The sequence below is a fragment of the Actinomadura sp. NAK00032 genome (genome assembly GCF_013364275.1).
Lineage (GTDB): Bacteria > Actinomycetota > Actinomycetes > Streptosporangiales > Streptosporangiaceae > Spirillospora.
Genome location: NZ_CP054932.1, coordinates 7,328,819 through 7,350,093, shown reverse-complemented (window position 1 = coordinate 7,350,093; position 21,275 = coordinate 7,328,819). Strand labels below are relative to the sequence as shown.

Below are 21,275 nucleotides of genomic sequence, written 5' to 3'. Positions count from 1 at the left end.
GTAGGCGTCGGGTAGCGGGTCGTGACACGGAGGCTGAGACCGGTCGAGGCTCTGGGGGAGCGATGGACAGCGGCGCGTCTGGCAGGCAGAAGCCCGAGCGGGAGCGGACCGAGGGGCCCGACGTCCACCTCGACGTTCCCCAGCTCGAAGTCGAGGAGATCTCCCTTGAGGTGGAGAACCTGGAGGCGCACGTCTCGCTCGTGGCCCAGGTCTTCGACCTGCTCAGACTGAACGTCGGCGCGGACGTGTTCCTCGGCAGGGTCAAACTGGAGATCAAGGGAGTCGAGGCGCAGGCGCGGCTCGACGTCCGGCTGGACAACGTGGCCGTCATCGTCGACCGGGTGCTGACCACCCTCGATCGCAACCCGGAGCTTCTCCAGCATGTCGGACGCGGCGTGGAGGCGGCGGCGCGCGACATCGGCGCGGGCACCGGCACCGCCGTCGGTGCAGTGGGCCGGGGCGCGGGCGGCGCGGTTCGGGACGTCGGCACGGGTGCGGCGGGTGCGGTTCGAGACGTCGGCCGGGGTGCGGGAGGTGCCGTCCAGGACGTCGGCACGGGCGCGGGAGGTGCCGTGCGGGACGTCGGCTCGGGCGCGGGCGGCGCGGTGCGAAACGTTGGCGAGGGTGCCGGCGGCGCAGTACAGGACGTTGGCGAAGGCGCGGGCGGCGCCGTCAGGGATGTCGGCACGGGCGCGGGCGGTGCGGTCGACGACGTCGGCGAAGGCACCGTACGGGCCGCGGAGACGGTCGCGCCGGGCGTCGCGGGCAAGGCGGGCACCGGCGATACCCCGTCCGAAGCGGACCGCCCCAAGGCGTCCGCCGAGAAAACGGAGGACGCCGACGACCGCCACAAGGAGACCCGGCCGGAGAGCGGCCCCGACGAGGGCGATTCCGGCGGCCCGGAGGAGAACGGCGGCGAGAACGGCGGCGAGACCGGCGAGCCGGGGTCCATGGAGCAGGCGCTTCACGAGGCGGAGGAGTCCGTGCGCGATCTGGGACGGGCGCTGCTCAGGATGGTCTCCGGGGCCGGCCGGTCATGAGCGGCGGCGAGCGTCCGGACGCCGGAGTCCGGCGGACGGCCGACATCCTCTTCACGGCCAGCATCAAGGCCGATGAGCTGCGCTTCGAGGTCGCCCCGGAGAACTCGGTGGAGTTCTCCGGTGACGCCTCCGCCGAGTCGTCGTCCGGCAGCGCGCGCACGAACCTCCCGGACGAGGTGCGGGAGCACGTCACCTACCGCGACGTGCGGATCGACTACGCGATCGCGGCCGAGCTCGCGTCCCCGGACCGGGACGGCGACGCCTGAACCAAGATCAGCTTTTCTGCGTCTGTACCTGGACATGTGACCGTCCAGAGGGAGCAGGATGCTGAACGTCGACGGATGGAACGCGATCGATGGGGTGCTCAAGGCGCGGTACGGCGACGCCGAGCGCCTGGAGTGGGACGCGCCGATGCCCTACCGGCCGATGGGGCCGATGCCGATGGGGCAGTTCGTCACCAACACGATCGCCGTCTACCCGCGCGCGGAACCGGTGCCGCACTGGCATCTCATCGGCTACGCGCTGACCGCGCCGTTCGAGGAGCGCGGCTACGAGTTCACGCTGCGCGTGCCGCGCCTCCCGCACGAGACGGCCGCGCCGAACTGGGCGATGGCGCACCTGGAGAAGCTGGCGTCGTACGTGTCGAACAGCGGCAACGACTTCGAGCCGGGCCACTACATCGAGTTCCCGGACCCGCTGGACCCGGAGCGCCCCGGTTCGGCGATCCGCGCGGGCGCGTTCGTCCTCGACCCCGAACTCGGCCGCGCCGGCACGTCCCTCGGCGAGGTCGCCTTCCTCCAGTTCGTCGGCATCACGACCGACGAGCTGCACGCCGCCCAGTCCTGGCACGTCGCGGGTCTGCTGGACGCGATGGCGCCGCACCTCCCGCTGCTCGTGACGAACCTGGACCGCATGTCCCTCGCGGACGTCCCCGGGGTCTCCGGCACCGTCCGGGAGGGGTCCCGGCGCGAGGGGTCGGGCACCGGCTACCTGTTCTTCCACCAGCTCGGCGCCGACACCTCCAACGGGGTGACGCTGGAGATCGGCGCGCGGCACGTCCCGCAGTTCACCCGCGTGCTGCCGGCCCGCGTCCCGCACGGGAACCCGCTGATCCTGCGCGGCCCCGGCCGTCCCGTCGCGCTGCTGCCGGGCCCGTCGGTCACGCACAACGAGGCCGCCCACGCGCTGGAGATCACCCTTCCGGACGCCGTCTGCCACGCCATCGCCGAGACCGTCCGCCCCCAACCGGGCACCTACCGCATCGACACGCTGACCGTCAGCATCGTCCCCTGACGCGGGCGAGCCGCCCCTCCGGGTCGGGGGCGGCTCGCGTCCGGGGTTTCAGGGGGTCCAGGGGGTGGTGACGGCCCAGGTGACGTCGGCCGCCCAGCTCGCGGACGCGTCGAAGTCGTGGGAACCGCCGTTGCTCGCGATGTAGAGGGTGTCGTTGTAGTGGCGGATGAAGCGGTCCGGGTAGTTGTAGGACGCGAAGGACGTTCCGCTGCCGCTCTTCCCGGCCTGCGGACAGAAGGTGGCGTCGGCGCGGAAGAGAGCCGAGCCGTCCATCGGCTGCCGGTAGAGCTGGTAGTTGAAGTGCCGCAGGAAATCACCGGGGTAGTTGCGCGACTCGAATGACACGCAGGAATTGTTCGCCAGGCCCCGGCGGACGATCCAGCTCCCGTCGTTCTTGTCCAGCGACGGGCTGCCCGACGAGATCTCCGACGTGACGACGTTGTCGTTCTGGTGCCGGATGTAGCGCGTGGTGCAGCAGGCCGTCGTCGCGCGTAGTGAAATGGTCGATCCGGGGTTGAGCGTGCCCGCCGCGACCGGGCTCGGCGCACCGTAGCCGACCGAGACGATGTTCGCCTGGACGGCGTTCTCCGCCGCGTCGGACGGCAGTCCCGACGTCATCACGCCCTCGTAGAAGGAGCCGATGGCGGTGTTGCTGTTGTCGCCGCCGATGCCGAGGATGATCGCGCCCTCCTTCTGCATCGGCGAATAGCCCGGACGGGACGTGGGCAAGGCCCCGGAATAGCGTGTGGCCAGCCCGCCCGATTGCGCGTTGCCGTCCTTGATGGCGAAGTAGTTCGTGCCGTTGTTCTTCAGCATCGCCGTGACGAACGGGTTGCGGTTGCCGGTGTAGCCGGTGTTCTGGCTGCCGCCGGTGTTCGACTGGAACAGGCCGTTCTCCAGGTCGGCCATCACCCACGGGCCGGAGCCGTGGCACGGCGAGAACCAGCACAGGGTGCCGAAGTAGATGGCGTCCATGTGGCCGTTGCCGTTGTCCAGATTGTTGGTCTCGGCGTTGCCGTAGTCGAAGCAGCAGCTGCTGTTGTAATGCGTCCCGGTCGTGACCATGTACATGCCCTCGGGCCGGCTTCCGGTGGCGATCCCGGACGTGGAGTTGTCGCGGTATCCCATGTGCCCGGAGAACGAGGCGCCGTAGACGGTGCGGCCGCCCGCGGTGATCGGCAGCCCGTCGGCGGGGACGGGGGCGTCCTGGCCGCCGACGCCGCCGGGCGGGGCCGGGGTCAGGTCGTTGTGGCGGGACGTCTGGTCGTAGATGACCGAGATGACGCAGGTGGTGCCGCCGCAGAACGAGTCCTGCGCGGCGGCGTCGGCGTACCCGCCGGCGCTGAGCACGCCGATGTCGCGGGTGCCGTTGTCGGAGGCGCGGCGCACTTGGTAGAGGCGGCCACTGTAGGAGCCGAACAGCGCCCGGGTGGTGCTGTGCGCGGCGACGCAGGGCGTCCCGGCGGACGCGTAGATGTCGCACGGCAGCGTCCCGGCGGCCAGGGACTGCCCCGGCATCCCGACCAGCCCGCCGAACCCGACCGCGGCGACCGCCACCGCGACCATCAGCTTCCTTTTCCAGTGCGCAAGCCGTAACCGAACCATGGTGCAAACCCTCCATTCCTGCTGCTGGACGCGCAGCGGCCTTTCACGGTGACGTTGAAGCAAGCGAGTTAGCGCTCACATACGGGAGCAGGAGCATGACGGCCGTCTGCGGAGGTCACATCCAGCGTGACTGCCACAAACAGCCATGAATGTTATCGCTAACATCTCGCTATCGCGGCATCCCTCCCTGATCGGGTCGTGGTTAAGGGCGATGCTGCGAGCACATACCAACCAGCGGACGCTGTCAACCCTCAATTGCGAACCCGCACATCGGAAGCCATAAGGCGGTGGCTTCGCGGAGGAGGCTCACCCGATCGGCGTCAGCTGGACCGTCCTCTCCTTCCCGGCGCCGGCCAAGAACCTGCCGTCCGGGCTGAAGGCGACCGTGTAGATGAAGCCGGACCGGTACATGGGCGACCCCACGGGAAGGCCCGTGGCCGAATCCCACAGCCGCACACTGTTGTCGCTGCTGCCAGTGGCCATGAGGGCGCCGTCCGGGCTGAACGCGACCGCGTTGACGTTCCCCGTATGGCCTTCGAGGACGGTGCTTTCGCGCGTGCGCACCTTTCGCAGCCGCACGGTCCGGTCGCTGCTGGCAGTGGCCAGAAGCTTGCTGTCGGGGCTGAACGCGATCGCGTTGATGGTGCTGTCATGACCGCGAAGTTCGTTGACGATGCGCTTGCCGGCCAGATCCCACAGGACGTCGGCAGTGGCCAGGAGCGTGCCGTCCGGGCTGAAGTCGACCAGGCCGATGCTGCTGATGTTGTCGCTCGGAATGCCGGCCTGGGTGCGGCCCTTGGGCAGGCTCCGCAATCGCACCATTTCCTTGCTGGCGGTGGCGATGCTGGTGCCGTCCGGGCTGAACGCGACCCCTGTGACCCAGCCCTTGTGACGTTTGAGGACGGACATGAGATCGCCGGTGGCCGGATTCCACAGCCGCGCGCTCTGGTCGCCATGGCCCGTGGCCAGGAGCGTGCCGTCCGGACTGAACGCCACGGTGACGGCGATGCCCTCACCGCGGAGGGTACGGATGGCCTTGCCAGAGGGGACGTCCCACAAGATGACCCGCCCGTCCACGCTCGCGGAGGCCAGGATCCGGCCGTCCGGGCTGAACGCCACATGGCGGACGGTGTCGGCATGCCCGGTGAAGAGCCGGGCCGCACGGTCGCCGCTCGATGCACGGGGACGCGCCGGCTCGCCCGGCTCGGTGGCCTGCGGAGTGGTGGTGTTCGGGACGTCCAACGCGGTGCGCGCGGGCGTCGGCGGCGCGGGACGGTCGATCGCCGTCAGCGCCTCGGCGGCCTGCTCGGAGGTGAGCCGCCCGGCCGGGTCCTTGACGAGAAGCCCCGCCAGCACCTCGGCCAGCGGGCCCGCGTGCTCGGCCGGACGCGGGTCACGGGTGAGGATCGCCCCGTACAGCGCGGTCAGGGACGGGCCGCTGAAGGGCGCCACACCCTCCACCGCCAGGTAGAGGGTCACGCCGAGCGACCACAGGTCGCAGGACTCGGTGATGCGCTGGCCCTCAATCTGCTCCGGGGCCATATAGACGGGCGTGCCCATGATGGCACCGGACGCGGTCAGCGTTGTGGCGTCGGCGATGTTGGCGATGCCGAAGTCGGTGACGACGGTCCGCCGCCCGGCCAGCAGCACGTTGTCGGGTTTCAGGTCACGGTGGACGATGCCCGCCGCGTGCGCCGTGCGCAGGGCGTCCAGCATGGCCGCGCCGAGTCGCGCGACCCGCGCGTACGGGAGGCGGCCCTCCTGCTCGATCACGGCGGACAGCGACGGACCGTCCAGGAACTCCATCACCAGGACCGGCGCGCCGTCATGCTCGGCGACGTCGTGGACGGTGACGATCCCCGGATGGTTGAGCCGCGCGGCCGCACGCGCCTCCCGCAGCAGCCGCACGGTCAGTTCTTCGCGCTGCCCGTCCGTCAGCCCGTGGTGGAGCAGTACTTGTTTGACCGCGACCGGACGATCCAGCAGCTCGTCATGCCCGCGCCACACCCGGCCCATCCCGCCCTGGCCGATCAACTCGACCAGCCGGTACCGCCCGCCCACCAGCTCCTCGGCAATCCCCGCCACGGGACAACCTTAGACATTGCCCATCACTTGCACGCCACGGTCGTGACCTTGCAGTCGGCCGATCACGGACGCATCCGACACCAGACCCACTTGCCGCCGGCGGGGTCGGCGGTGACGCCGCACTGGGCGGACATGGCCTGGACGATGTGCAGGCCCCAGCCGCCGTTGTCGTCGAACGCCTCCTCGGACAGGTCGAGGTCGTCGAGGGTGAGTTCCTTCATCGGCTTGGCCGTGGGCAGCGCGTGGTCGGCGTCCCAGACGGCGATGATGACCCCGTAGTCGTCCCGGCTGAGCTGGAGCCGGATCTCCTCGTCCGGCGTCTGGCGGACCGCGTTCGTGACGAGTTCCGAAACGATGAGAAGCGCGCTGTCGAGAATGTGCGGGTAGTTCCATTTGCGGATTTGTGTGTCCGTGAATGTGCGTGCTTGCCCCACTGCGGAAGGTGTGCCCATAAGGGGCATGATCGGCTCTGCGGTCGCCGTCATCGCCATCGTCCCGTCCTTGCCCGAGATTCCGATTTCCTGTGACAAGGATCACCGCAACGCTCTATGTTTTGCCTGTAGCCAGCCGATCTGTATACAGGGAGAGCGCCATGCCGATCGTCCGTGATCCGCTCAATCCGAAGCTCTCCATGTGGCACTTCCTGGCCTTCTACCTGCGCTTTTGGCGTGAGAGGGCTGGACTCTCGCTCACTCAATGTGGCGAGATCATGGGCGTGACGCGGGGTGCTGTATCCCACTTCGAGGCGGGACGGCGGCGACCGCACGACGACCACATGCGGGCGCTCGACAAGCACTATGGAACCGGTTGGCTTTTTCAGCTATTGCTCTGGTTTGCCCGAATGGCCCACGACCCTAACTGGGGCAGGCAGCTCGTCAAGTACGAGCAGGAGGCCGAGGAGATCAGGGTCTACCACGGTCACACCATCCCCAGGCCCTTGGAGACGGTGGAGTACATGCGCGCCCTCGTTGAGACCGGTACGGCCGAGGACATCGAGTTCGAGATCAACGAGCGCGTGGCCCGTCAGCAGAAGCTTCTCGACCGTGAGAAGCCGCCCTTCCTCTGGGTGCTCATGGACGAGAAGGTGCTGAGCTACGAGGTCGGCGGCCGCGACGTGATGCTGGCGCAGCTGCAACACCTCCGGAAGATGATGGAGCTTCCCAATGTCATCGTGCGCTTTGTTCAGCCCTCGGCGGGGGCGCACCGTGGCTTCGACGGCCCCTTCCAGGTCATCAGCCTGGACGGCCGGGACGTTGCGTACGCGGGTGCGCAGAACGGTGGGCGACTGATCGAGGTGCCGGGCGAAGTTCGGGAATTCTGGACTAAGTTTGAGCACATCGGCGCAAAGGCCCTCCCGGAGGATGCCTCGCGTGCCCTCGTCGAGCAGTACTTGGAGCAGTACAGATGAACGTCCAATGGCGGAAGAGCACTCACAGCAGCGGGGTTGACGATCAGCACTGCGTTGAGCTGGGACGGTTTGCGTCGGGGGCGGGGATCGGTGTGCGGGACAGTAAGGACCCGGGTGGGGGGCACCTCATCTTGTCCGTTGCGCAGTTCGCCGACCTGATCGAGCAGGTCAAGCAGGATCGGGTGCGTTAGCCATGGCCGTCCAGTGGCGGAAGAGCAGTCACAGCGGTGGCATCAGTGACCAGCAGTGTGTTGAGCTGGGACGGCTTGCGCAGGGGGTCGGGATCGGTGTGCGGGACAGTAAGGACCCGGGCGGGGGCCACCTCATCTTGTCCTTCGCTCAGTTCGCCGGCCTGATCGAGCAGGTCAGGCGGCGCCCGGCAGGCTGACACTTCCGCCTCGACGCGACGTCCGGGCCTGGACTAGAGCGTTCGGTGCCGGCGGGTGGTGCGGTTGCGTCTCGATCGGCTATCGCGCTTCGGGGGTCGTCCTGGGGGTGCGGTGGGGGAGGACGATCGCGAACAGGGTGGCGCCGAGGCCGATCGCGCCTGCCGTCCATCCCGTCCATTCGGGGACCTTGCCCAGGGCCACGGAACTCGCGGGCTTCAGGTGGAGACCGGCGGTGGCGGCGCGACGGTTCAGAGCGCGCGCCTTCAGGTGGTGGGCGCCGTCCGCTGCGACCGCCAGCGGCGAGCGGAGGGCGCGATGCTCTGCCCTGGACATGGTGACCGACCCGTGCACCGTCTTTCCCTGCGACCTCCAGGAGCCCGCGCATTTGTAGCCGGACAATGTGCAGGTCCAGTCGTGCGGAACGGCGGCGTCGACCGGCTCACCGTACTTCCAGGCGTATCCCGGTTTGGCGCGCTCGATCGAGCCGATGATGGCGAGAACCGCCACCGACAGGCATGTCCCGACCAGGAGCACCGCCGCCGCGGTGCCCCACCGCTCGCCGACGGCACCGACGGCGAGGGTCACCGGTGCCAGCGCGAACACGCCGATGAACCCCAGCAGGACGGCCAGCAGGACCAGCCCGACGAGTCGTCCACCAGGATTGGCCAGCAAGGCCCACTCCGCGGCCACGACCGCCAGAATCCCCAGGGGGACGGCCCACAGCAGGGTGATTTTCATGGCCGTCCCTCCCGGGCCCCGCATGCCCTGGTGATGGTGATGACTTTTCGAGGCCGCGCGATCACGGTAAACCATCACGACCCGGCCCGCTTCTGAATCCTCCTCCGGCCGGGCTCCGATCACAGGGCTGTCATTGCGCCGGGGCCAGGTCGCGCCGGGGTGAGGGGGCGGCATGTCCGCTCGCGGGTGCGCCGGTGGCCCGTTCGTGTGGGGCCGGGCCGCCGGTGACGGCTCCGCCGAGGACGGGACGTTCGGCGTCGAGGTAGGCGACCACCGCCAGCACGCGCCGGTTGTCGTCCTCGGACCGCGGTAGCCCGAGCTTCCCGAAGATGCTGTTGATGTGCTTGCTGACCGTCTTCTCGGTGACGAACAGCGCGGACGCGATGGCGGCGTTGGAGCGGCCCTCCGCCATCAGCCTGAGCACTTCCCGCTCCCGCGCCGTCAGGGCCTGCAACGGCTCCTCGCGGTCGTGGCGGCTCAGCAACTGGGCGACCACGCCGGGGTCGAGCACGGTACCCCCGGCGGCCACCCTCCGTACCGCGTCCACGAACTGGCCCACGTCCGAGACCCGGTCCTTGAGCAGGTAGCCGGTGCCGCCGCTGCCGCCGGACAGCAGCTCTCGCGCGGAGAACTGCGCCACGTGCTGCGAGAGCACCAGGACAGGAAGGTCCGGGAGCCGCCCGCGGGCCTCGACCACCGCGCGCAGGCCCTCATCGGTGAACGTCGGGGGCAGCCGGGCGTCCACCACCGCCACGTCCGGACGGTGCACGGTCAGCGCGCGCAGCAGCGACGGACCGTTGTCGACGGCCTCCACCACCTCCACCCCGGACGCGTCCAGCAAGCGGACCAGCCCGTCCCGGAGGAGGGTGAGCCCTCGGCGAGGACGACGCGCAGGGCGCCCGCACGATCGCGGTGCCCGGCGCCGCCCCGCCCAGGGGGCCGGCCGACCGAGCGGAGCGGGACGACCGTGCGGCTCTCGTCCGGTGCGGGATCGCCGGCGCCGGGACCGGGCTCGGCGTACGGCAGCTCGGCGACGACGGACCAGCCCACTCTTGCCCGCGGGCCTGCCCGGAGGGTGCCGCCGAGCATCCCGGCCCGCTCGCGCATCCCCGCCAGGCCATGGCCTCCGCTGGGCGCGGGCCTGGAAGCGGTCCGGGCACCGTCGTCGTCGACCGAGACCGTGAGCGCGCCGGGCCCGTAGCGGATCTCGACGCTCACGCATGCCCCCGGCGCGTAGCGGACGGCGTTGCTGAGCGACTCCTGCACGATCCGGAAGGCCGCCAGGTCCACGCGGGCGCTCAGCGGGCGCGCCACCCCGACGACGGCGCTGGACACCAGCAGCCCGCCGCCGCGCGCCGCGCCGACCAGTTCACCGAGCCGGTCGAGGCCGGGCTGCGGGCCGCCCGCCTCACCGGCGCGCAGCATCCCGACGATGCGGCGGGTGTCGGTGAGCGCCCCGCGCGCGGCGTCCCGCACCGCCTCCAGCGCCTGCCGCGCCGCGTCCGGCAGGTCGGGAACGCTCCGCAGCGCCGCCTCGGCCCGTACGAGGGTCAGGGACATGTGGTGCGCGACGGTGTCGTGCAGCTCAAGGGCGATGCGAGCGCGCTCCCGCGCCACCGCGCCGCCGTCGCCGCCGCACGCGACTGCGGTGGTCGGCGGCGGGTTCGACGGCATCTCCGTGGCCATCGGGATCTCCTGTGCATGAGCGGGGGCCTGTCTGGACGGCGGCCATCCTGCTGCCTTCCAGACCGGCACGGCACGGACCGTGCCGTATGGGTCAGCGTGGCGTACCCGTCCGACGCTGTCAACACGGCACGTGCCGTGCCGTTAGGGTGGACGCCATGACCGACCACCACGCCGCCCTTGCGGCCGCCCGGACCGAGGCGATCAGGCAGGCCGCCCGCGACCTGGTCCTGGAGTCGGGCTACGCCAAGCTCAGCATCGAGGCCGTGGCGTCCCGGGCGGGCGTCGGCAAGCACACGATCTACCGGCGCTGGCCGTCCAAGGGACTGCTCTTCCTCGACGCGGTCCTCAGCCTGAACACCGAAGACCTGGTCCACCGCGACACCAGCGACGTTGTGGCCGACACGCGCGAGGTGATGGTCAAGGCCACGGAACTGCTGAGCCGGCCGCCCTGGGGCCCGCTGTACCGGGCCCTCCTCGGCGAGGCCCAGCACGATCCGGACGTCGCCGCCGGGCACAGGGAACGCTTCATCCGGCGGCAGACCGACGACCTCCTGCGCCGTCTCCAGGCGGCCAAGGAGCAGGGCCAGATCGCGCCTGACTTCGAACTGGAGCTCGCGATGGACCTGCTCTCAGGCGCCCTGTACTACCGGTTCCTGTGCACCCGGGAACCGATCACCCGCGACTACATCGACCGGCTCCTCAACGCCACATCCGCCGGAATGTCCCCAAGGCCCTGAGCACCTCGGACCACGCCGCACCCCGGTTCACCGGGGGCGAGACCGTACCGGCCGTCAGAAGCCGGTGGGCTGGAAGAAGCCGCGCACGTACGAGTCCTCAAGGGCGGCCAAGCCGGCGAGGTCGCCCGTGGCGATGACCCTTCCCTCACGCATGAGCGCGACGCGGTCGGCGACCCTGGTCGCGGTGAGCATGGGCACGTCGTGGGTGATCACCAGGACGGCGGCTCCGGCGTCGGCGTACCGGCGCAGGGTGACCCACACGCCGTAGGCGGTCTCCATGTCGAGTGAGGCCGTCGGTTCGTCCGCGATGAGGACGCGGGGCTCGGGCAGCAGCGCGGCGGCGAGCGCGGCGCGCTGGATCTGGCCGCCCGAATGCTGCTTCGGGTAGAGATCGGCCAGCTCGGCCGGATACCCGGCGGCCGCGCAGGCACGCTCGACGCTCCACCGCCCATACCGGTCCTCCAGGGCGCGCAACTGCTCGCCCACGGTGTCCTCGGCATGGAAGGCCGTCACGCCCGCCTGCGGCAGCAACCCGACGGTGCCGCCGCGAAGCCGCAGCCACTGGCGCCGCTCGCGCACCGGCTCCCCGTCGACGCGCACCTCCCCCGTGATGCCGGCGGAGTCGGGAAGCGAGCCGGTGAGCGCCGCGGCCGCCATCGACTTGCCGCACCCGGACTCGCCGAGCAGCGCCGTGATCTTCCCGTCCGGCACGACGAGATCGACGCCGTCCAAGACCGTCTCACTCCACCGCCCCGTATCGACGTGGACGGTCACTTCACAAAGTTCGGCAGGCAAGGAGATGGTCCGTTCTAGGGAGGACGTCCCGCCACCCTAGGCCAGCCCACACCGGGAGAGAGCACCCGCTACGCCATGCACGTCCCGCGCCTCGGACGGTGTTTCCCGGCAATGATCCTGGATCATTCCATGTGTGCATTTTTTCGCAAAACTGCCGATGAGTGGATTGTGCGGTGCAGATAACCTGGCATGAGACCGTGCCATTATCCGTCAGTCCGGGTGAGAATTCGCTGGAGTCGGTAGGCTTTCAATGGTGCCCCGGTAGCGGGCCTCAAAGGAAGGCAGGCCATGAAGCTGGTCATGCTTTACAAAGATCAAGGTTCCGGCGGGAACGGATGCCCGTCCGTCTATCTGGCGGAGAACGGGGAGCTCGTCGTTCAAGGGCACGCGGTGGACGGCGGTACCCTCGCCGAGCTGTCGAACGTGCTGCCGGGCGAGACCGCCGTCCGCATCTCGGCGGACGTCGTCGAGGGCGCGATCGAGCGGCTGCGCGCCGCGAGGGAGGAACGGTAGGTGGGACGGGTCTTCCACTCACTCGCCGACGAGGAATTCAACAGTCTCTTCAGTGACTTCTCGTACACGGCTTACCGTCTGGAGTCACTGCAGAGCTATGACGTCTCCTACGAGAAGGGTGAGTTCGCGCTCTTCCTGGCAGGTCAGGAGCGCGGCGAATTCCCGGGTATCGCCGACTGGATCGAGGGGTATGTCCGGCCGGCGCAGAAAGCGGGGAAGCGCATGCACCGGGTCCACGTCGTGGAGGAGCCACCGTCCGACTACGTCCGTTTCGAGTGCGCCTGGTCTTACGAGCACACTGTTTCGGCCGGAGAGGACGTGCGGATCATCCCGGTAGGGCGAGGCGAGTGGCCGGAAGGGCTGCCCCACGACGACTACTGGCTCTTCGACTCCCGCCGTCTCGTCACCATGCACTACGAGACGGACGGCGCGTTCGCGGCGGCCGAGATCGTCGACGACGCGGAGAAGATCGTCCAGGCGAACTACTGGCGGGACCTAGCCGTGAGCCGAGCCGTCCCGTACCGCGAGTTCGCCGCCCGGTACAACGGACGGTTCCTGCCCCTGCCGGGCTGATGCCCAGCGAGAAGCGGTTCCCCTCCAACGGGTTCGAGGGCGACGCCGGCACCGTCATCCAGGCGCAGAGCGTGCAGGGCGGGATCCGCGTGGGCGGAGGACGCGACCTGCCTCCACCACGGCAGTTGCCGCTGGACGTCGCCGGCTTCATCGACCGGGAGGCGAGCCTCCGCGCCTTGGACGGCCTGCTCACCGGCTCCACGACGGACGGTGGCCCACCTGCCGTCGTGGTGTCCGCCGTCGCCGGCGCACCGGGCGTCGGCAAGACGGCGCTGGCCCTGCGCTGGGCGCACCGCTCCAGGTCCCGCTTCCCCGACGGCGATCTCTACGTGGACATGCGCGGGTACGGTCCCGGCCGTCAGCTGACGGCGGGCGAGGCCCTCGACGGGTTCCTGCGGGCACTCGGCGCCCCGCCGGAGGCCATCCCCGACGAGACCGGCCAGCGAGCGTCCATCTACCGGACGCTCCTCGACGGCAAACGCGTCCTGGTGGTCATCGACAACGCCGCCGCGTCCTCCGACATCAGGGAGCTGCTCCCGGCGTCGCGGGGATGCTTCGCGCTCATCACCGGCCGAAGTACACTCGCGGGGCTGGTGGCCAGGGAGGGAGCCGCGCGCGTGACCTTGGACGTGCTGTCGCCCGAGGAGTCCGTCGCGCTGCTCGCGACCGTGATCGGAGCGGACCGGGTCGCGACCGACCAGGCTGCCGCCCTGCGAGTCGCCGACCTCAGCGGCCACCTTCCGCTTGCCCTGCGCGTCGTCGCCGAACACGCCGCGGGCCGACCCGAGCTCTCCATGGCGGGGCTCGCCGGTGAACTGGAGGACGAACGGCACCGGCTCGACGCCCTCGCCGCCGGCGAGGACGAACTGAGCGACGTGCGCGCCGCGTTCTCCTGGTCCTACCGCGCTCTGCCCGAACAGCAGCGCCGCGCCTTCCGGCTCCTCGGCCTGCACACCGGGCCCGACATCGGCATCGGCGCCGCAGCGGCCCTCATCGGCACCGGACGCGCCGCCGCCGGGCGTTTGCTGCGCGCTCTCACAGCCGCCCACCTGCTGCGAGAGACCTCCAACGATCGCTTCCAACTCCACGACCTGCTGCGCGCCTACGCCCGGGAGCGGGCCGCCGCCGGAGACCCGCAAGGTGAGCGGACGCGCGCGGTGCGGCGGATGCTCGCCTGGTACCTGCTGGCCGCCGACGCCGGACGGCGGCTCGTCCTGCCCTACTCGCACTCGGTCCCGCTCGTACCGCCCGGGGGGATCGACGTCCCCGCCTTCGCGACGGCGGAGGAGGCCACGCGGTGGTTCGAGCAGGAGCGCTCCAACCTGCTCGCGGCACTGCGACTCGCCGCCGACCTCGGACAGTACGACATCGCCTGGAAGCTGCCCGTCGTCGCCGACGGCTTCTTCGAACTCGGCTCGTACTGGGCCGACTGGGAGGACGTCCACCGGCTCGGCCTGCGGGCGGCGCGGGAACTGGCCGACGCCCTCGGCGAGGCGTCCAATGTCCTCTGCCTCGGGGACGCCGGCTGGCGCGCCGGCCGGTACGACGAGGCCCTCGCCGACTACCGGCGGGCCCTCCTGCTCGCCCGCGAACTCGGCGACGGCTGGTTGGAGGGCTTCGCCTCCCGGGGCATCGGCCTGATCCACGAGGAGCGCCACGAGATCGGAGACGCGACAGGCCACTTCCGGACGGCACTGCGGGTCTTCCGTGACAGCGGTGTGCGCCGCGGTGAGGGCATGGCGCTGCTGAGTCTCGGCCGCTGCGCCGCCGAGACCGGCGACCGGGAGGAAGCCGTCGGCCTCTGCGAACGCGCTCTCGCCGTCTTCGCCGAGTTGGGCGACGAGTGGAGCGAGGCATGGGGCACGCTGTCACTCAGTTCCGCGCTGCTCGCCCTGGAACGCGCTCCAGACGCGGAGCCGCGGCTGCGGCGGGCGGCCGGCGTCTTCGAGCGCTTCGGCGACCGCCGCAGCACCGCGATGGCGCTGACCTCCCACGGCGAGGCGCTACTCGCGATGGACGACCCCATCGGCGCCGCCGACCGCTGGCGCATGGCCGCGACCATCTACGACGAACTCGGCGACGACCGGGCGGCCGGCCTCCAGACGCAGGCCGCGGCACTCGAACGGAGGGGCGATGACGACTGACGCGACCATCCAGAGCGGCACCCGTCCGCTCGCCGAGCAGCACTTCACCGCGCTCTGCGGCGTGCACGACACGGTCTTCGCGCAGCCGCCCTTCGCATGGGTGCCTCGAATGTCGGACGAGCACGCCGACTACCTGCGGCGCCTGATGCACGACCCCACCTTCGCACTGGTGGTGGCCGAGCACCGCGACGACCCGATCGGCTACGCCGTCGGCCACCGCCTCCCGCCCGACCACGGCTGGTGGAACGACTTCCCCGATCCGCTCCCCGAGGAACTGACGGCCGAATGGGAAGGACGTACCTTCGCCCTCATCAGCCTCGCGCTGCTTCCGCCCTGGCGAGGCCACGGCCTCGGCAGCCGCCTCGTCCGGCAACTGCTGGCGGACCGGACCGAAGAGCGCGCCGTCCTGTCAGTCCAACCCACCGCCGCCGCCACCCAGGCCTTCTACCGCCACCTCGGCTGGCAGAAGATAGGCCGCAAAGGCCCCCTGCCGAACGTCGTCCCGTCCCACTGGGACATCTACCTCCTTACACGATCACACGCGGTCTGAGGCAGGGGATCGGTCCCCGAGACTGGCGCCGACCCGTCAGTGAGAGCACGCCATCCGGACTACAGCTGGCCGGGGATTGGTGGATCGGCTGCTTGAGTTGCACCACGAGCGGTACGCGGCCGAGGCCGCCGCCGACATGCAGGACAAGCAGGCCAAAAGGGCCAAAAGCGGAAGAGTTGGCAGCGACATCCCCGACCAGCTGGATGGGCTCCTCCGGACGGCGGACCCTGACTCGTGCCAGTGAGTCCCTGGATGTCAGTGGTCGTGCTTACTCTCGCTGACGTCCGGTGAGTGGGGGAAACGTGATCATCGAGCGGACCGGGGACCTTCTGCAGGACGATGCGCAGGCGCTCGTCAATCCCGTCAACACAGCCGGTGTGATGGGGAAGGGGCTCGCTCGCCAGTTCAAGCGCGCGTTCCCCGCCAACTTCACGTCCTACGCCGACGCGTGTGCAGAGGGTCGTCTGCGGCCCGGCAAGGTCCTTGCCGTTCCGATCGATGACAACCGGTGGGTCATCAACTTTCCGACCAAGCGCCACTGGCGGAATGCGTCCCGCTTGGAGGACATCGAATCCGGCCTGAGCGACCTGTCCCGCCTCGTGACCGAACTGGACATGACCAGCGTGGCCGTCCCGCCCCTCGGATGCGGTCATGGGGGCCTTGCCTGGGACGCAGTTCACCCTCTGATCATCGAGCGCCTCGGCCCGCTCGACCTGGAGGTTCGGCTGTATGTGCCCGAAGTGCGCGGGACGCAGGTGGTCTGAGCCTTGAGTCGCGTCAGCGGTAGTGGGCGGCGACGGCGGTGAAGGCGGTCTTCGGCTCCCAGGGCATGTCGGGGTAGGTGGTGCCGTGGCCGTTTTCGAGGACCTTGACGATTCCGTAGCTGGCCAGGTCCAGGTCGTCGCGGGGGTCGCCGCCGGGGCGGTGCGGGTGGTCGTAGAGGGCGAAGATGAACACGAAGGCGCTGTCGACGCCTTCGGCCTCGAAGACGTCCAGCAACTCGCTCAGGTACGCGGCCTGGCCGGCTTCGTCGCGGGCGTACTCGCCGTTCAGCCGGACGGGGGCGCCGGTGTCCTCGTCGTACTCGACGATCTCCAGGCCGCGGGCGCCCACGTCGCCGGCGCCGCGGAAGCAGGACGAGCCGAACTCGGTGATGGCGACCGGTTTGCCCTGCGCGACGAGGGTGCGGACGCCCTGAGCGAACTGGTCCGCGATGTCCGCCGAGCGGTAGAGGTCCATGGAGACGATGTCGAAGGGCGTCCAGTCCACGAAGTCGAGCTGGACGGCCGCGTAGGTGATCCGGCCGCCGAAGCGCTCGCGGACGAGCTTGACGGCGTCGCCGAGAAAGGCGTTCACGCGGCCGCTGACCTCGGGGACCAGCTCACGCAGCTTCTCCGGTCGGCTCAGGAGTTCTACCCGCTCGTTCAGGGAGTTGCCGGGGAGGAAGCCCTTGTTCATCAGGCTCAGTTCGGCGCCCGCCACGAACACGACCTCCGCGTTCCGCTGCCGGAGCCGCTCGGCGCGTTCGGCGCAGTCGGCGAAGAGCGTCAGCATCTCGTCGGTGGTCAGCTCCAGGGGATAGGGCGAGAACCAGACCTCCAGGCCCAGGTCGGCGGCGAGGGTGGCGGCCAGTTCCAGCCGGTCGGGGTCGCCGCCGGTGACGCGGACCGCGTTGCAGTGCAGGTCGTCCCGGATGATGCGCAGTTCGCGCTCGGCCAGCGCCGGATCGAAGTGTCCGCGCGAGTTGTGCCCGTCGCGGACGAAGCCGGTGTCGTACGTGATGCCCTTGGCGCGCATGGGGAGGTGTCCTCTCTTCGATTTAGGGTACTCAACGTACCTTAGTTGCCTCTCGTGCGAGGACGGCGCCAACCTTGGCGAGGAACGGGCGGTACCGAATACGGGACGAGGGCATGGCGGACGATCCGGCTGAACGGCCAGCGGGCGGGCAGACGCGGCGGCGTGGCGCCGTCCTGGAGGAGGCGATCCTCGACGCCGCCGTCGAGGAGCTCACTGAGTCCGGGTTCTCCGGGCTGACCATGGACCGGGTCGCCGAGCGCGCCCGCACCAACAAGAATGCGATCTACCGCCGCTGGCCGAACCGCCTCGCTCTCGGCATCGCCGCCTACCGGCGGCTGGCCAAGAGCGTCCAGCCGCCCGACACCGGCAACCTGCGGGACGACGTCCTTGAGCAGCTCCGCCGGGCGAACCGCCACTGGAGTTCGCCGCTCGGCTCGATCCTGCGCGACCTGCTCGCGGCGGCCGGCGGGGCGTCGGAACTCATGGCGCAGCTGCCGGACCAGTCGGCCGACGCCGTGGCCTCCTCCTGGCTGACCATCCTCGGACGCGCCGTCGCGCGCGGCGAAGCGGCCCCGGAGGCGCTCCACCCGCGCGTCGCGACCGTGGCGATCGTCCTGCTGCGCAACGAGTTCGTGGTGCGCGGCGTCCCCACCGCCCCGGACGAGGTCCTCGTCGAGATCGTCGACGAGGTCTACCTCCCCCTGGTCCGCCAACGCGGCACGTCGGCTGAGTGATTCTGGTTCACCCTGAGGGGAGGGGGCCCGCGTCCCCGGCCTCGCCGGCCAGGAGGGCGTGCTCGTAGGCGGCCCGCTCGTGGGCGAGTTCCGACCAGTCGTCGGGTGCTTCGGCGACTTTGAGGCAGTCGGCGTCGGTGAGGTCCCAGACCTGCGACTCGACCCAGCTCAGGTGCCGGTATTTGCGCGGGGCCATGGACTGGGAGCCGAAGTCCCAGCCGACCGCCGACACCGGCCGTCCGGAGAACTGCTCGCGGGCCCGCTCGGCGTAGCGGGCCCGCGTGATCGTCTCGGGATGCAGGAAGGACAGGTCGAAGCCGTTGTCTCCCAAGCCGAACGCCGCGAGACCGTACAGGAACGTCGCCTCGATGCCGTGGCCGGCGCAGAACTCGGCGATTCTCGTGGCGCCCACGAGCGTCCCCGCATAGGAGATCACGAAGACGCGCCGGAGCGGATGGACGTCCAGGAAACGCCGGAGCGCCGTGATGATGGTTTCGCCCGACGCGACGGTGTCGCCGATGAGCAGTGTTTCGGCCGGTGCCTCGAAGCAGCAGTACGGCACCTCGATGCGGGCGGTGTCGTGAGCGACCGCCGTCCGCGATGTCGCGATCAGATTGGTGGGCAGGTTGCGGCCCGTCTCCGCCGAAACGGCTGCTGCCAGCTGGTACGTCAGGCCCTTGCTCAGGATCACCAGTTCGGCGGTCTCGTCAGGGCTCAACTCGTCGGCCAGATGGGCGATGAAACACCGGCTGGAACGAAGGCACGCCCGGCGGAATCCGGTCCCCATGAGGTTGCGGTCGAAGAGCAATTCCTCAAGGGGGTCGTTGTGGACGAGATAGAGCCGTGGGCCGTCCCCGATGTGTTCCGCGCTGCTCCGTTCCAGCTCGGTGATCACGGTCAGCGTCCCATGCTGAGCGATGGTTCGTTCAGTCGCTCCAGAGCGGCCAGCATGGGCGGATCGCCGGGCAGGACGTTGTCGCGGTACTCCGTGATGGCCTCATCGAGCCAGCCGGGTATCGGGGACGTCTCGCGAGCCTTTTGCGGCGCCACTTCCGCAAGCAGTTCCCCGGCGGTCAGGAAATCCTCGACGACCGCGGAGGCCAGCGCGGCCACGTGCGGGTGGACGTAGTCGCGGACGAGGACGCCGCGGTATTCCAGCTCGTCCGCCCGGTACTTGGAGTTGCGCGGGGCCACGACGATGATCGGAGTGCCGAGGAGGGTGGCGGCGGTCATTTCCACGCCGATGCCGATACCGCGCCGTTCACGGGCGTCCACGACGACCGCCGTCGCGACCATCACCTGGTACATGTCGCGGCCGAACTGGCCGAGCGTGTTGGACGGGTCGGTGATCGGGTCGTCCGGGTTCAGGAACACGACCTCGCGAGGTGCGGCGCCTTTGGCGACCTCCCGCCGCTCGATGTCCGACCAGCAGAGTTTCTTCTCGTCCGCCGCGCCCTTCATGATGGAGCCGGAGCAGTATATGGATATGGTCATCGATCGTCTCTCCATGGTGTCCTGGCGTTGAGCGTGAAATCGGCCATGGTGCCGGCCACGGCCTGCACGTTGGACTTCGCCTCGGCATAGGTGCGGGCGAGGCGGAATCCACGTGATCCGCGGACCGCGAGAACCGCGATCCGCAGCGCGTCCAGTGAGGTCTCGTCGTAGGCCCGGTCGATGACGAGTCCGAATCCGGGCAGGGAGCGCAACCGCAGCAGTTCGTCCCACTCGGCGATGCGGTGGACGAAATCCGCGATGCCGAGCCAGCGAAGCACGGTGTCGAGCCGCCGCGCGGAGGGGAGCCTGCCGTCCATGCCCGCCGACCGGTGTGCGAGACCGCAGGTCAGGTCGCCCGCGGGCAGGTCCGCGAGGATGGCGGCGTCCAGGTCGAGGAGGTAACTGCGCAGGTAGGCGCGGGAAAGGAAGAAGGCGAGCGATGTGCTTTCGGCGGGTGAAAGGGGCACGGGCAGCGTGCGCTCCACGAACCGGCCGATGAAGGCCTGCCCGTCCAGCCGTTCGGGGGTCCGCGCGAGCAGCCGTTCGGCGCGTCCCCGCGGCCGGTGCCATCTGCGCGCGGTCCCGCGTGCGACGCGGTGCAGTTCGCCGCCGGGCTGCAGGGCCGCACGCCACAGTTCGCCGATTCCGGCGGCCGTCCCGCCGCCGTGCCGAGGGGCCCAGCGGAAATCGGGATCGGCGCAGATTCCCCGCAAGCCGGTGTGGCGGTAGGGGTTGTGCCGGTCCCGGCGGTACTCGTGGACTTTCATCTCCCGGTAGTCGGCGAGATCCGGGACCGGTGCGACGTAGCGGAGTGCACCCGCCCGCACCAGCGGCTCCACACACCCGAGGAAGACCGGGTACCAGGGGATCTCGAAGATGTAGGACGCGGGAATGAGGAGGTGCCGTTCGGTCATGAGCACGGCCAGCCGTGTGGCGTCCAGCGCCTGGGTCAGAGTGAGCGCCGCGTGCCTTTCACTGACGTCGATGCCGTAGCACGCCAGGATTTCTGGATTCGTGTACTGGACGAAGAGAGGCCGTTCACGCTTGACGGCGCTCGCCGCGGCCACGGATGACTGCGGCGTGGTGCCCATCACCGCGGTGACGTAGATGTCCCGGGCTGCGACGAAGGCGTCGCGTCTCGCCCACACCTGTTGCGTGGAGGCCGGATGTTCCAGCTCTTCACCCATCATCGTCCAAGGTCAGGGATATGTGCTGGTCCCTTCCCGCGATGAAGGCGTTCCGCCCGGTGGTGATGTTCTGGACGACATGGACGGCGTCCGTGTCCGGCAATGCCTCTCGGACATGCCTGACGAAGTCCTGCAGTTCGGTCGAGGCGTCCATGTGCTCGGCGAGGAAGGCCGTCAGCAGGGCCGTCCATCTCGCCTGCTCGGCCGCCACGGCCGCCTGCTCGGACGGGGATCTCCGGCTCACCCTGCCCGCGGACTCCTCTAACTCACGGGTCACGTCCGACTCGGCGGTATGCGCACCGCGGCCGACGATCCGGGCGAGCCGGCTCCTCGCGGTGCCCCAGAAATCGGTCGTCATGGCCTCCACGAGGGCCGCCGCGACCGCGCCGGCGAGCCCTGCCAGCGCGGGATCCATGTCGCTGCACCTTCCCCGGTCTCTCGCGGTCGCCCCGTGTCCCTAATTCAGGCCTCATTATGGGCCGGTAATCGTGGATCTTCCAGGGTTAT

Annotated in this window: 23 protein-coding genes and 2 pseudogenes; 13 read left to right on the top strand and 12 right to left on the bottom strand. The window is 69.9% G+C overall.

Annotated elements, in window-relative coordinates; all coding sequences use genetic code 11:
- The first annotated feature begins 62 nt into the window (after window positions 1–62).
- From HUT06_RS33560 to HUT06_RS33550, 3 genes are read left to right on the top strand one after another with little or no spacing between them, the layout of a single operon-like run.
- Window positions 63–1,040, top strand: coding sequence for a hypothetical protein (locus HUT06_RS33560; protein WP_176199374.1), 978 nt, complete (start codon window positions 63–65; stop codon window positions 1,038–1,040).
- Window positions 1,037–1,306, top strand: coding sequence for a hypothetical protein (locus HUT06_RS33555; RefSeq protein WP_176199373.1), 270 nt, complete (start codon window positions 1,037–1,039; stop codon window positions 1,304–1,306). The genes HUT06_RS33560 and HUT06_RS33555 overlap by 4 nt, the downstream gene beginning before the upstream one ends.
- 58 nt (window positions 1,307–1,364) lie before the next feature.
- Window positions 1,365–2,333, top strand: coding sequence for a suppressor of fused domain protein (locus HUT06_RS33550; protein WP_176199372.1), 969 nt, complete (start codon window positions 1,365–1,367; stop codon window positions 2,331–2,333).
- 48 nt (window positions 2,334–2,381) lie between these two features.
- Here the strand turns inward: HUT06_RS33550 and HUT06_RS33545 are convergent, their stop codons facing one another.
- The 3 genes from HUT06_RS33545 to HUT06_RS33535 all read right to left on the bottom strand — a co-directional run bounded on the left by HUT06_RS33545 (window position 2,382) and on the right by HUT06_RS33535 (window position 6,514).
- Window positions 2,382–3,899 carry an alpha-L-arabinofuranosidase B gene (locus tag HUT06_RS33545; protein ID WP_176199371.1) on the bottom strand — a complete coding sequence of 506 codons (1,518 nt, stop codon included), beginning with the start codon at window positions 3,897–3,899 and terminating at the stop codon, window positions 2,382–2,384.
- A 345-nt stretch (window positions 3,900–4,244) separates the two neighbouring features.
- Entirely contained in the window at window positions 4,245–6,023 is a 1,779-nt protein-coding gene (locus tag HUT06_RS33540; RefSeq protein ID WP_176199370.1) for a WD40 repeat domain-containing serine/threonine protein kinase, read from the bottom strand.
- Window positions 6,024–6,085: 62 nt separating this feature from the next.
- Window positions 6,086–6,514: an ATP-binding protein gene (locus tag HUT06_RS33535; RefSeq protein WP_176199369.1), complete on the bottom strand. Its 429-nt coding sequence runs from the start codon at window positions 6,512–6,514 to the stop codon at window positions 6,086–6,088.
- A 101-nt stretch (window positions 6,515–6,615) separates the two neighbouring features.
- On the opposite strand from HUT06_RS33535, the gene HUT06_RS33530 reads away from it, so the two are divergent.
- From HUT06_RS33530 to HUT06_RS33520, 3 genes are read left to right on the top strand one after another with little or no spacing between them, the layout of a single operon-like run.
- Window positions 6,616–7,431, top strand: coding sequence for a helix-turn-helix transcriptional regulator (locus tag HUT06_RS33530; RefSeq protein ID WP_176199368.1), 816 nt, complete (start codon window positions 6,616–6,618; stop codon window positions 7,429–7,431).
- Window positions 7,428–7,622 (top strand): DUF397 domain-containing protein, encoded by a 195-nt coding sequence (locus HUT06_RS33525; RefSeq protein WP_176199367.1) that lies wholly within the window; start codon window positions 7,428–7,430, stop codon window positions 7,620–7,622. The genes HUT06_RS33530 and HUT06_RS33525 overlap by 4 nt, the downstream gene beginning before the upstream one ends.
- Window positions 7,623–7,624: 2 nt before the next feature.
- Window positions 7,625–7,819, top strand: a complete 195-nt coding sequence (locus HUT06_RS33520; protein ID WP_176199366.1) for a DUF397 domain-containing protein — start codon at window positions 7,625–7,627, stop codon at window positions 7,817–7,819.
- Window positions 7,820–7,898: 79 nt separating this feature from the next.
- Here the strand turns inward: HUT06_RS33520 and HUT06_RS33515 are convergent, their stop codons facing one another.
- The 3 genes and pseudogenes from HUT06_RS33515 to HUT06_RS45710 form a co-directional block, all read right to left on the bottom strand.
- Window positions 7,899–8,558 carry a hypothetical protein gene (locus HUT06_RS33515; RefSeq protein WP_176199365.1) on the bottom strand — a complete coding sequence of 220 codons (660 nt, stop codon included), beginning with the start codon at window positions 8,556–8,558 and terminating at the stop codon, window positions 7,899–7,901.
- A 130-nt stretch (window positions 8,559–8,688) separates the two neighbouring features.
- Window positions 8,689–9,452 (bottom strand): annotated as a pseudogene (locus HUT06_RS33510) (response regulator transcription factor).
- Window positions 9,453–9,587: 135 nt separating this feature from the next.
- A pseudogene (locus HUT06_RS45710) lies at window positions 9,588–10,232 on the bottom strand (sensor histidine kinase); the annotation flags it as partial.
- A 167-nt stretch (window positions 10,233–10,399) separates the two neighbouring features.
- Between HUT06_RS45710 and HUT06_RS33500 the strand changes: the two are divergent.
- Window positions 10,400–10,981 (top strand): TetR/AcrR family transcriptional regulator, encoded by a 582-nt coding sequence (locus tag HUT06_RS33500; RefSeq protein WP_176199364.1) that lies wholly within the window; start codon window positions 10,400–10,402, stop codon window positions 10,979–10,981.
- A 54-nt stretch (window positions 10,982–11,035) separates the two neighbouring features.
- Here the strand turns inward: HUT06_RS33500 and HUT06_RS33495 are convergent, their stop codons facing one another.
- Window positions 11,036–11,713 carry an ATP-binding cassette domain-containing protein gene (locus tag HUT06_RS33495; protein WP_254715517.1) on the bottom strand — a complete coding sequence of 226 codons (678 nt, stop codon included), beginning with the start codon at window positions 11,711–11,713 and terminating at the stop codon, window positions 11,036–11,038.
- 351 nt (window positions 11,714–12,064) lie between these two features.
- Between HUT06_RS33495 and HUT06_RS33490 the strand changes: the two genes are divergently transcribed.
- The 5 genes from HUT06_RS33490 (at window position 12,065) to HUT06_RS33470 (ending at window position 16,320) form a co-directional block, all read left to right on the top strand.
- Window positions 12,065–12,289, top strand: a complete 225-nt coding sequence (locus tag HUT06_RS33490; RefSeq protein WP_176199362.1) for a hypothetical protein — start codon at window positions 12,065–12,067, stop codon at window positions 12,287–12,289.
- Window positions 12,290–12,862 carry a DUF6879 family protein gene (locus HUT06_RS33485; RefSeq protein ID WP_176199361.1) on the top strand — a complete coding sequence of 191 codons (573 nt, stop codon included), beginning with the start codon at window positions 12,290–12,292 and terminating at the stop codon, window positions 12,860–12,862.
- The gene (locus HUT06_RS33480; protein WP_176199360.1) at window positions 12,862–15,006 is read left to right on the top strand and encodes a tetratricopeptide repeat protein; all 2,145 of its coding nucleotides are present in this window, start codon (window positions 12,862–12,864) and stop codon (window positions 15,004–15,006) included. Before HUT06_RS33485 ends, HUT06_RS33480 begins: the two co-directional genes overlap by 1 nt.
- Complete coding sequence (locus tag HUT06_RS33475; protein WP_176199359.1) at window positions 14,996–15,556, top strand: GNAT family N-acetyltransferase; 561 nt, start codon at window positions 14,996–14,998, stop codon at window positions 15,554–15,556. The genes HUT06_RS33480 and HUT06_RS33475 overlap by 11 nt, the downstream gene beginning before the upstream one ends.
- A gap of 302 nt (window positions 15,557–15,858) precedes the next feature.
- Window positions 15,859–16,320: a macro domain-containing protein gene (locus HUT06_RS33470; protein ID WP_176199358.1), complete on the top strand. Its 462-nt coding sequence runs from the start codon at window positions 15,859–15,861 to the stop codon at window positions 16,318–16,320.
- 13 nt (window positions 16,321–16,333) lie between these two features.
- On the opposite strand, the gene HUT06_RS33465 is transcribed toward HUT06_RS33470, so the two are convergent.
- A complete protein-coding gene (locus HUT06_RS33465) occupies window positions 16,334–17,353 on the bottom strand; it encodes a hypothetical protein (RefSeq protein WP_176199357.1) in 1,020 nt (339 codons plus the stop codon).
- 113 nt (window positions 17,354–17,466) lie between these two features.
- On the opposite strand from HUT06_RS33465, the gene HUT06_RS33460 reads away from it, so the two are divergent.
- Complete coding sequence (locus HUT06_RS33460) at window positions 17,467–18,087, top strand: TetR/AcrR family transcriptional regulator (protein ID WP_176199356.1); 621 nt, start codon at window positions 17,467–17,469, stop codon at window positions 18,085–18,087.
- 7 nt (window positions 18,088–18,094) lie between these two features.
- Here HUT06_RS33460 and HUT06_RS33455 read toward each other — a convergent pair whose 3' ends face one another.
- Genes HUT06_RS33455 through HUT06_RS33440 form a run of 4 tightly spaced genes read right to left on the bottom strand, consistent with a single transcriptional unit; the run spans window position 18,095 to window position 21,183 of the window.
- Window positions 18,095–18,982, bottom strand: coding sequence for a hypothetical protein (locus tag HUT06_RS33455; RefSeq protein WP_176199355.1), 888 nt, complete (start codon window positions 18,980–18,982; stop codon window positions 18,095–18,097).
- A gap of 2 nt (window positions 18,983–18,984) precedes the next feature.
- Window positions 18,985–19,581, bottom strand: coding sequence for a hypothetical protein (locus HUT06_RS33450; RefSeq protein WP_176199354.1), 597 nt, complete (start codon window positions 19,579–19,581; stop codon window positions 18,985–18,987).
- Complete coding sequence (locus HUT06_RS33445) at window positions 19,578–20,771, bottom strand: hypothetical protein (RefSeq protein ID WP_176199353.1); 1,194 nt, start codon at window positions 20,769–20,771, stop codon at window positions 19,578–19,580. Before HUT06_RS33445 ends, HUT06_RS33450 begins: the two co-directional genes overlap by 4 nt.
- Entirely contained in the window at window positions 20,761–21,183 is a 423-nt protein-coding gene (locus HUT06_RS33440) for a hypothetical protein (RefSeq protein ID WP_176199352.1), read from the bottom strand. The genes HUT06_RS33445 and HUT06_RS33440 overlap by 11 nt, the downstream gene beginning before the upstream one ends.
- Window positions 21,184–21,275 lie beyond the last annotated feature (92 nt).

What these genes read in the sequence shown, in the direction of transcription:
- HUT06_RS33560 (WP_176199374.1), top strand. Translation starts at nt 63, where the DNA reads ATGGACAGCGGCGCGTCTGGCAGGCAGAAGCCCGAGCGGGAGCGGACC.
- HUT06_RS33555 (WP_176199373.1), top strand. Translation starts at nt 1,037, where the DNA reads ATGAGCGGCGGCGAGCGTCCGGACGCCGGAGTCCGGCGGACGGCCGAC.
- HUT06_RS33550 (WP_176199372.1), top strand. Translation starts at nt 1,365, where the DNA reads ATGCTGAACGTCGACGGATGGAACGCGATCGATGGGGTGCTCAAGGCG.
- HUT06_RS33545 (WP_176199371.1), bottom strand. Translation starts at nt 3,899, where the DNA reads ATGGTCGCGGTGGCGGTCGCCGCGGTCGGGTTCGGCGGGCTGGTCGGG.
- HUT06_RS33535 (WP_176199369.1), bottom strand. Translation starts at nt 6,514, where the DNA reads ATGGCGATGACGGCGACCGCAGAGCCGATCATGCCCCTTATGGGCACA.
- HUT06_RS33530 (WP_176199368.1), top strand. Translation starts at nt 6,616, where the DNA reads ATGCCGATCGTCCGTGATCCGCTCAATCCGAAGCTCTCCATGTGGCAC.
- HUT06_RS33525 (WP_176199367.1), top strand. Translation starts at nt 7,428, where the DNA reads ATGAACGTCCAATGGCGGAAGAGCACTCACAGCAGCGGGGTTGACGAT.
- HUT06_RS33520 (WP_176199366.1), top strand. Translation starts at nt 7,625, where the DNA reads ATGGCCGTCCAGTGGCGGAAGAGCAGTCACAGCGGTGGCATCAGTGAC.
- HUT06_RS33515 (WP_176199365.1), bottom strand. Translation starts at nt 8,558, where the DNA reads ATGAAAATCACCCTGCTGTGGGCCGTCCCCCTGGGGATTCTGGCGGTC.
- HUT06_RS33500 (WP_176199364.1), top strand. Translation starts at nt 10,400, where the DNA reads ATGACCGACCACCACGCCGCCCTTGCGGCCGCCCGGACCGAGGCGATC.
- HUT06_RS33490 (WP_176199362.1), top strand. Translation starts at nt 12,065, where the DNA reads ATGAAGCTGGTCATGCTTTACAAAGATCAAGGTTCCGGCGGGAACGGA.
- HUT06_RS33480 (WP_176199360.1), top strand. Translation starts at nt 12,862, where the DNA reads ATGCCCAGCGAGAAGCGGTTCCCCTCCAACGGGTTCGAGGGCGACGCC.
- HUT06_RS33475 (WP_176199359.1), top strand. Translation starts at nt 14,996, where the DNA reads ATGACGACTGACGCGACCATCCAGAGCGGCACCCGTCCGCTCGCCGAG.
- HUT06_RS33465 (WP_176199357.1), bottom strand. Translation starts at nt 17,353, where the DNA reads ATGCGCGCCAAGGGCATCACGTACGACACCGGCTTCGTCCGCGACGGG.
- HUT06_RS33460 (WP_176199356.1), top strand. Translation starts at nt 17,467, where the DNA reads ATGGCGGACGATCCGGCTGAACGGCCAGCGGGCGGGCAGACGCGGCGG.
- HUT06_RS33450 (WP_176199354.1), bottom strand. Translation starts at nt 19,581, where the DNA reads ATGACCATATCCATATACTGCTCCGGCTCCATCATGAAGGGCGCGGCG.
- HUT06_RS33445 (WP_176199353.1), bottom strand. Translation starts at nt 20,771, where the DNA reads ATGATGGGTGAAGAGCTGGAACATCCGGCCTCCACGCAACAGGTGTGG.
- HUT06_RS33440 (WP_176199352.1), bottom strand. Translation starts at nt 21,183, where the DNA reads ATGGATCCCGCGCTGGCAGGGCTCGCCGGCGCGGTCGCGGCGGCCCTC.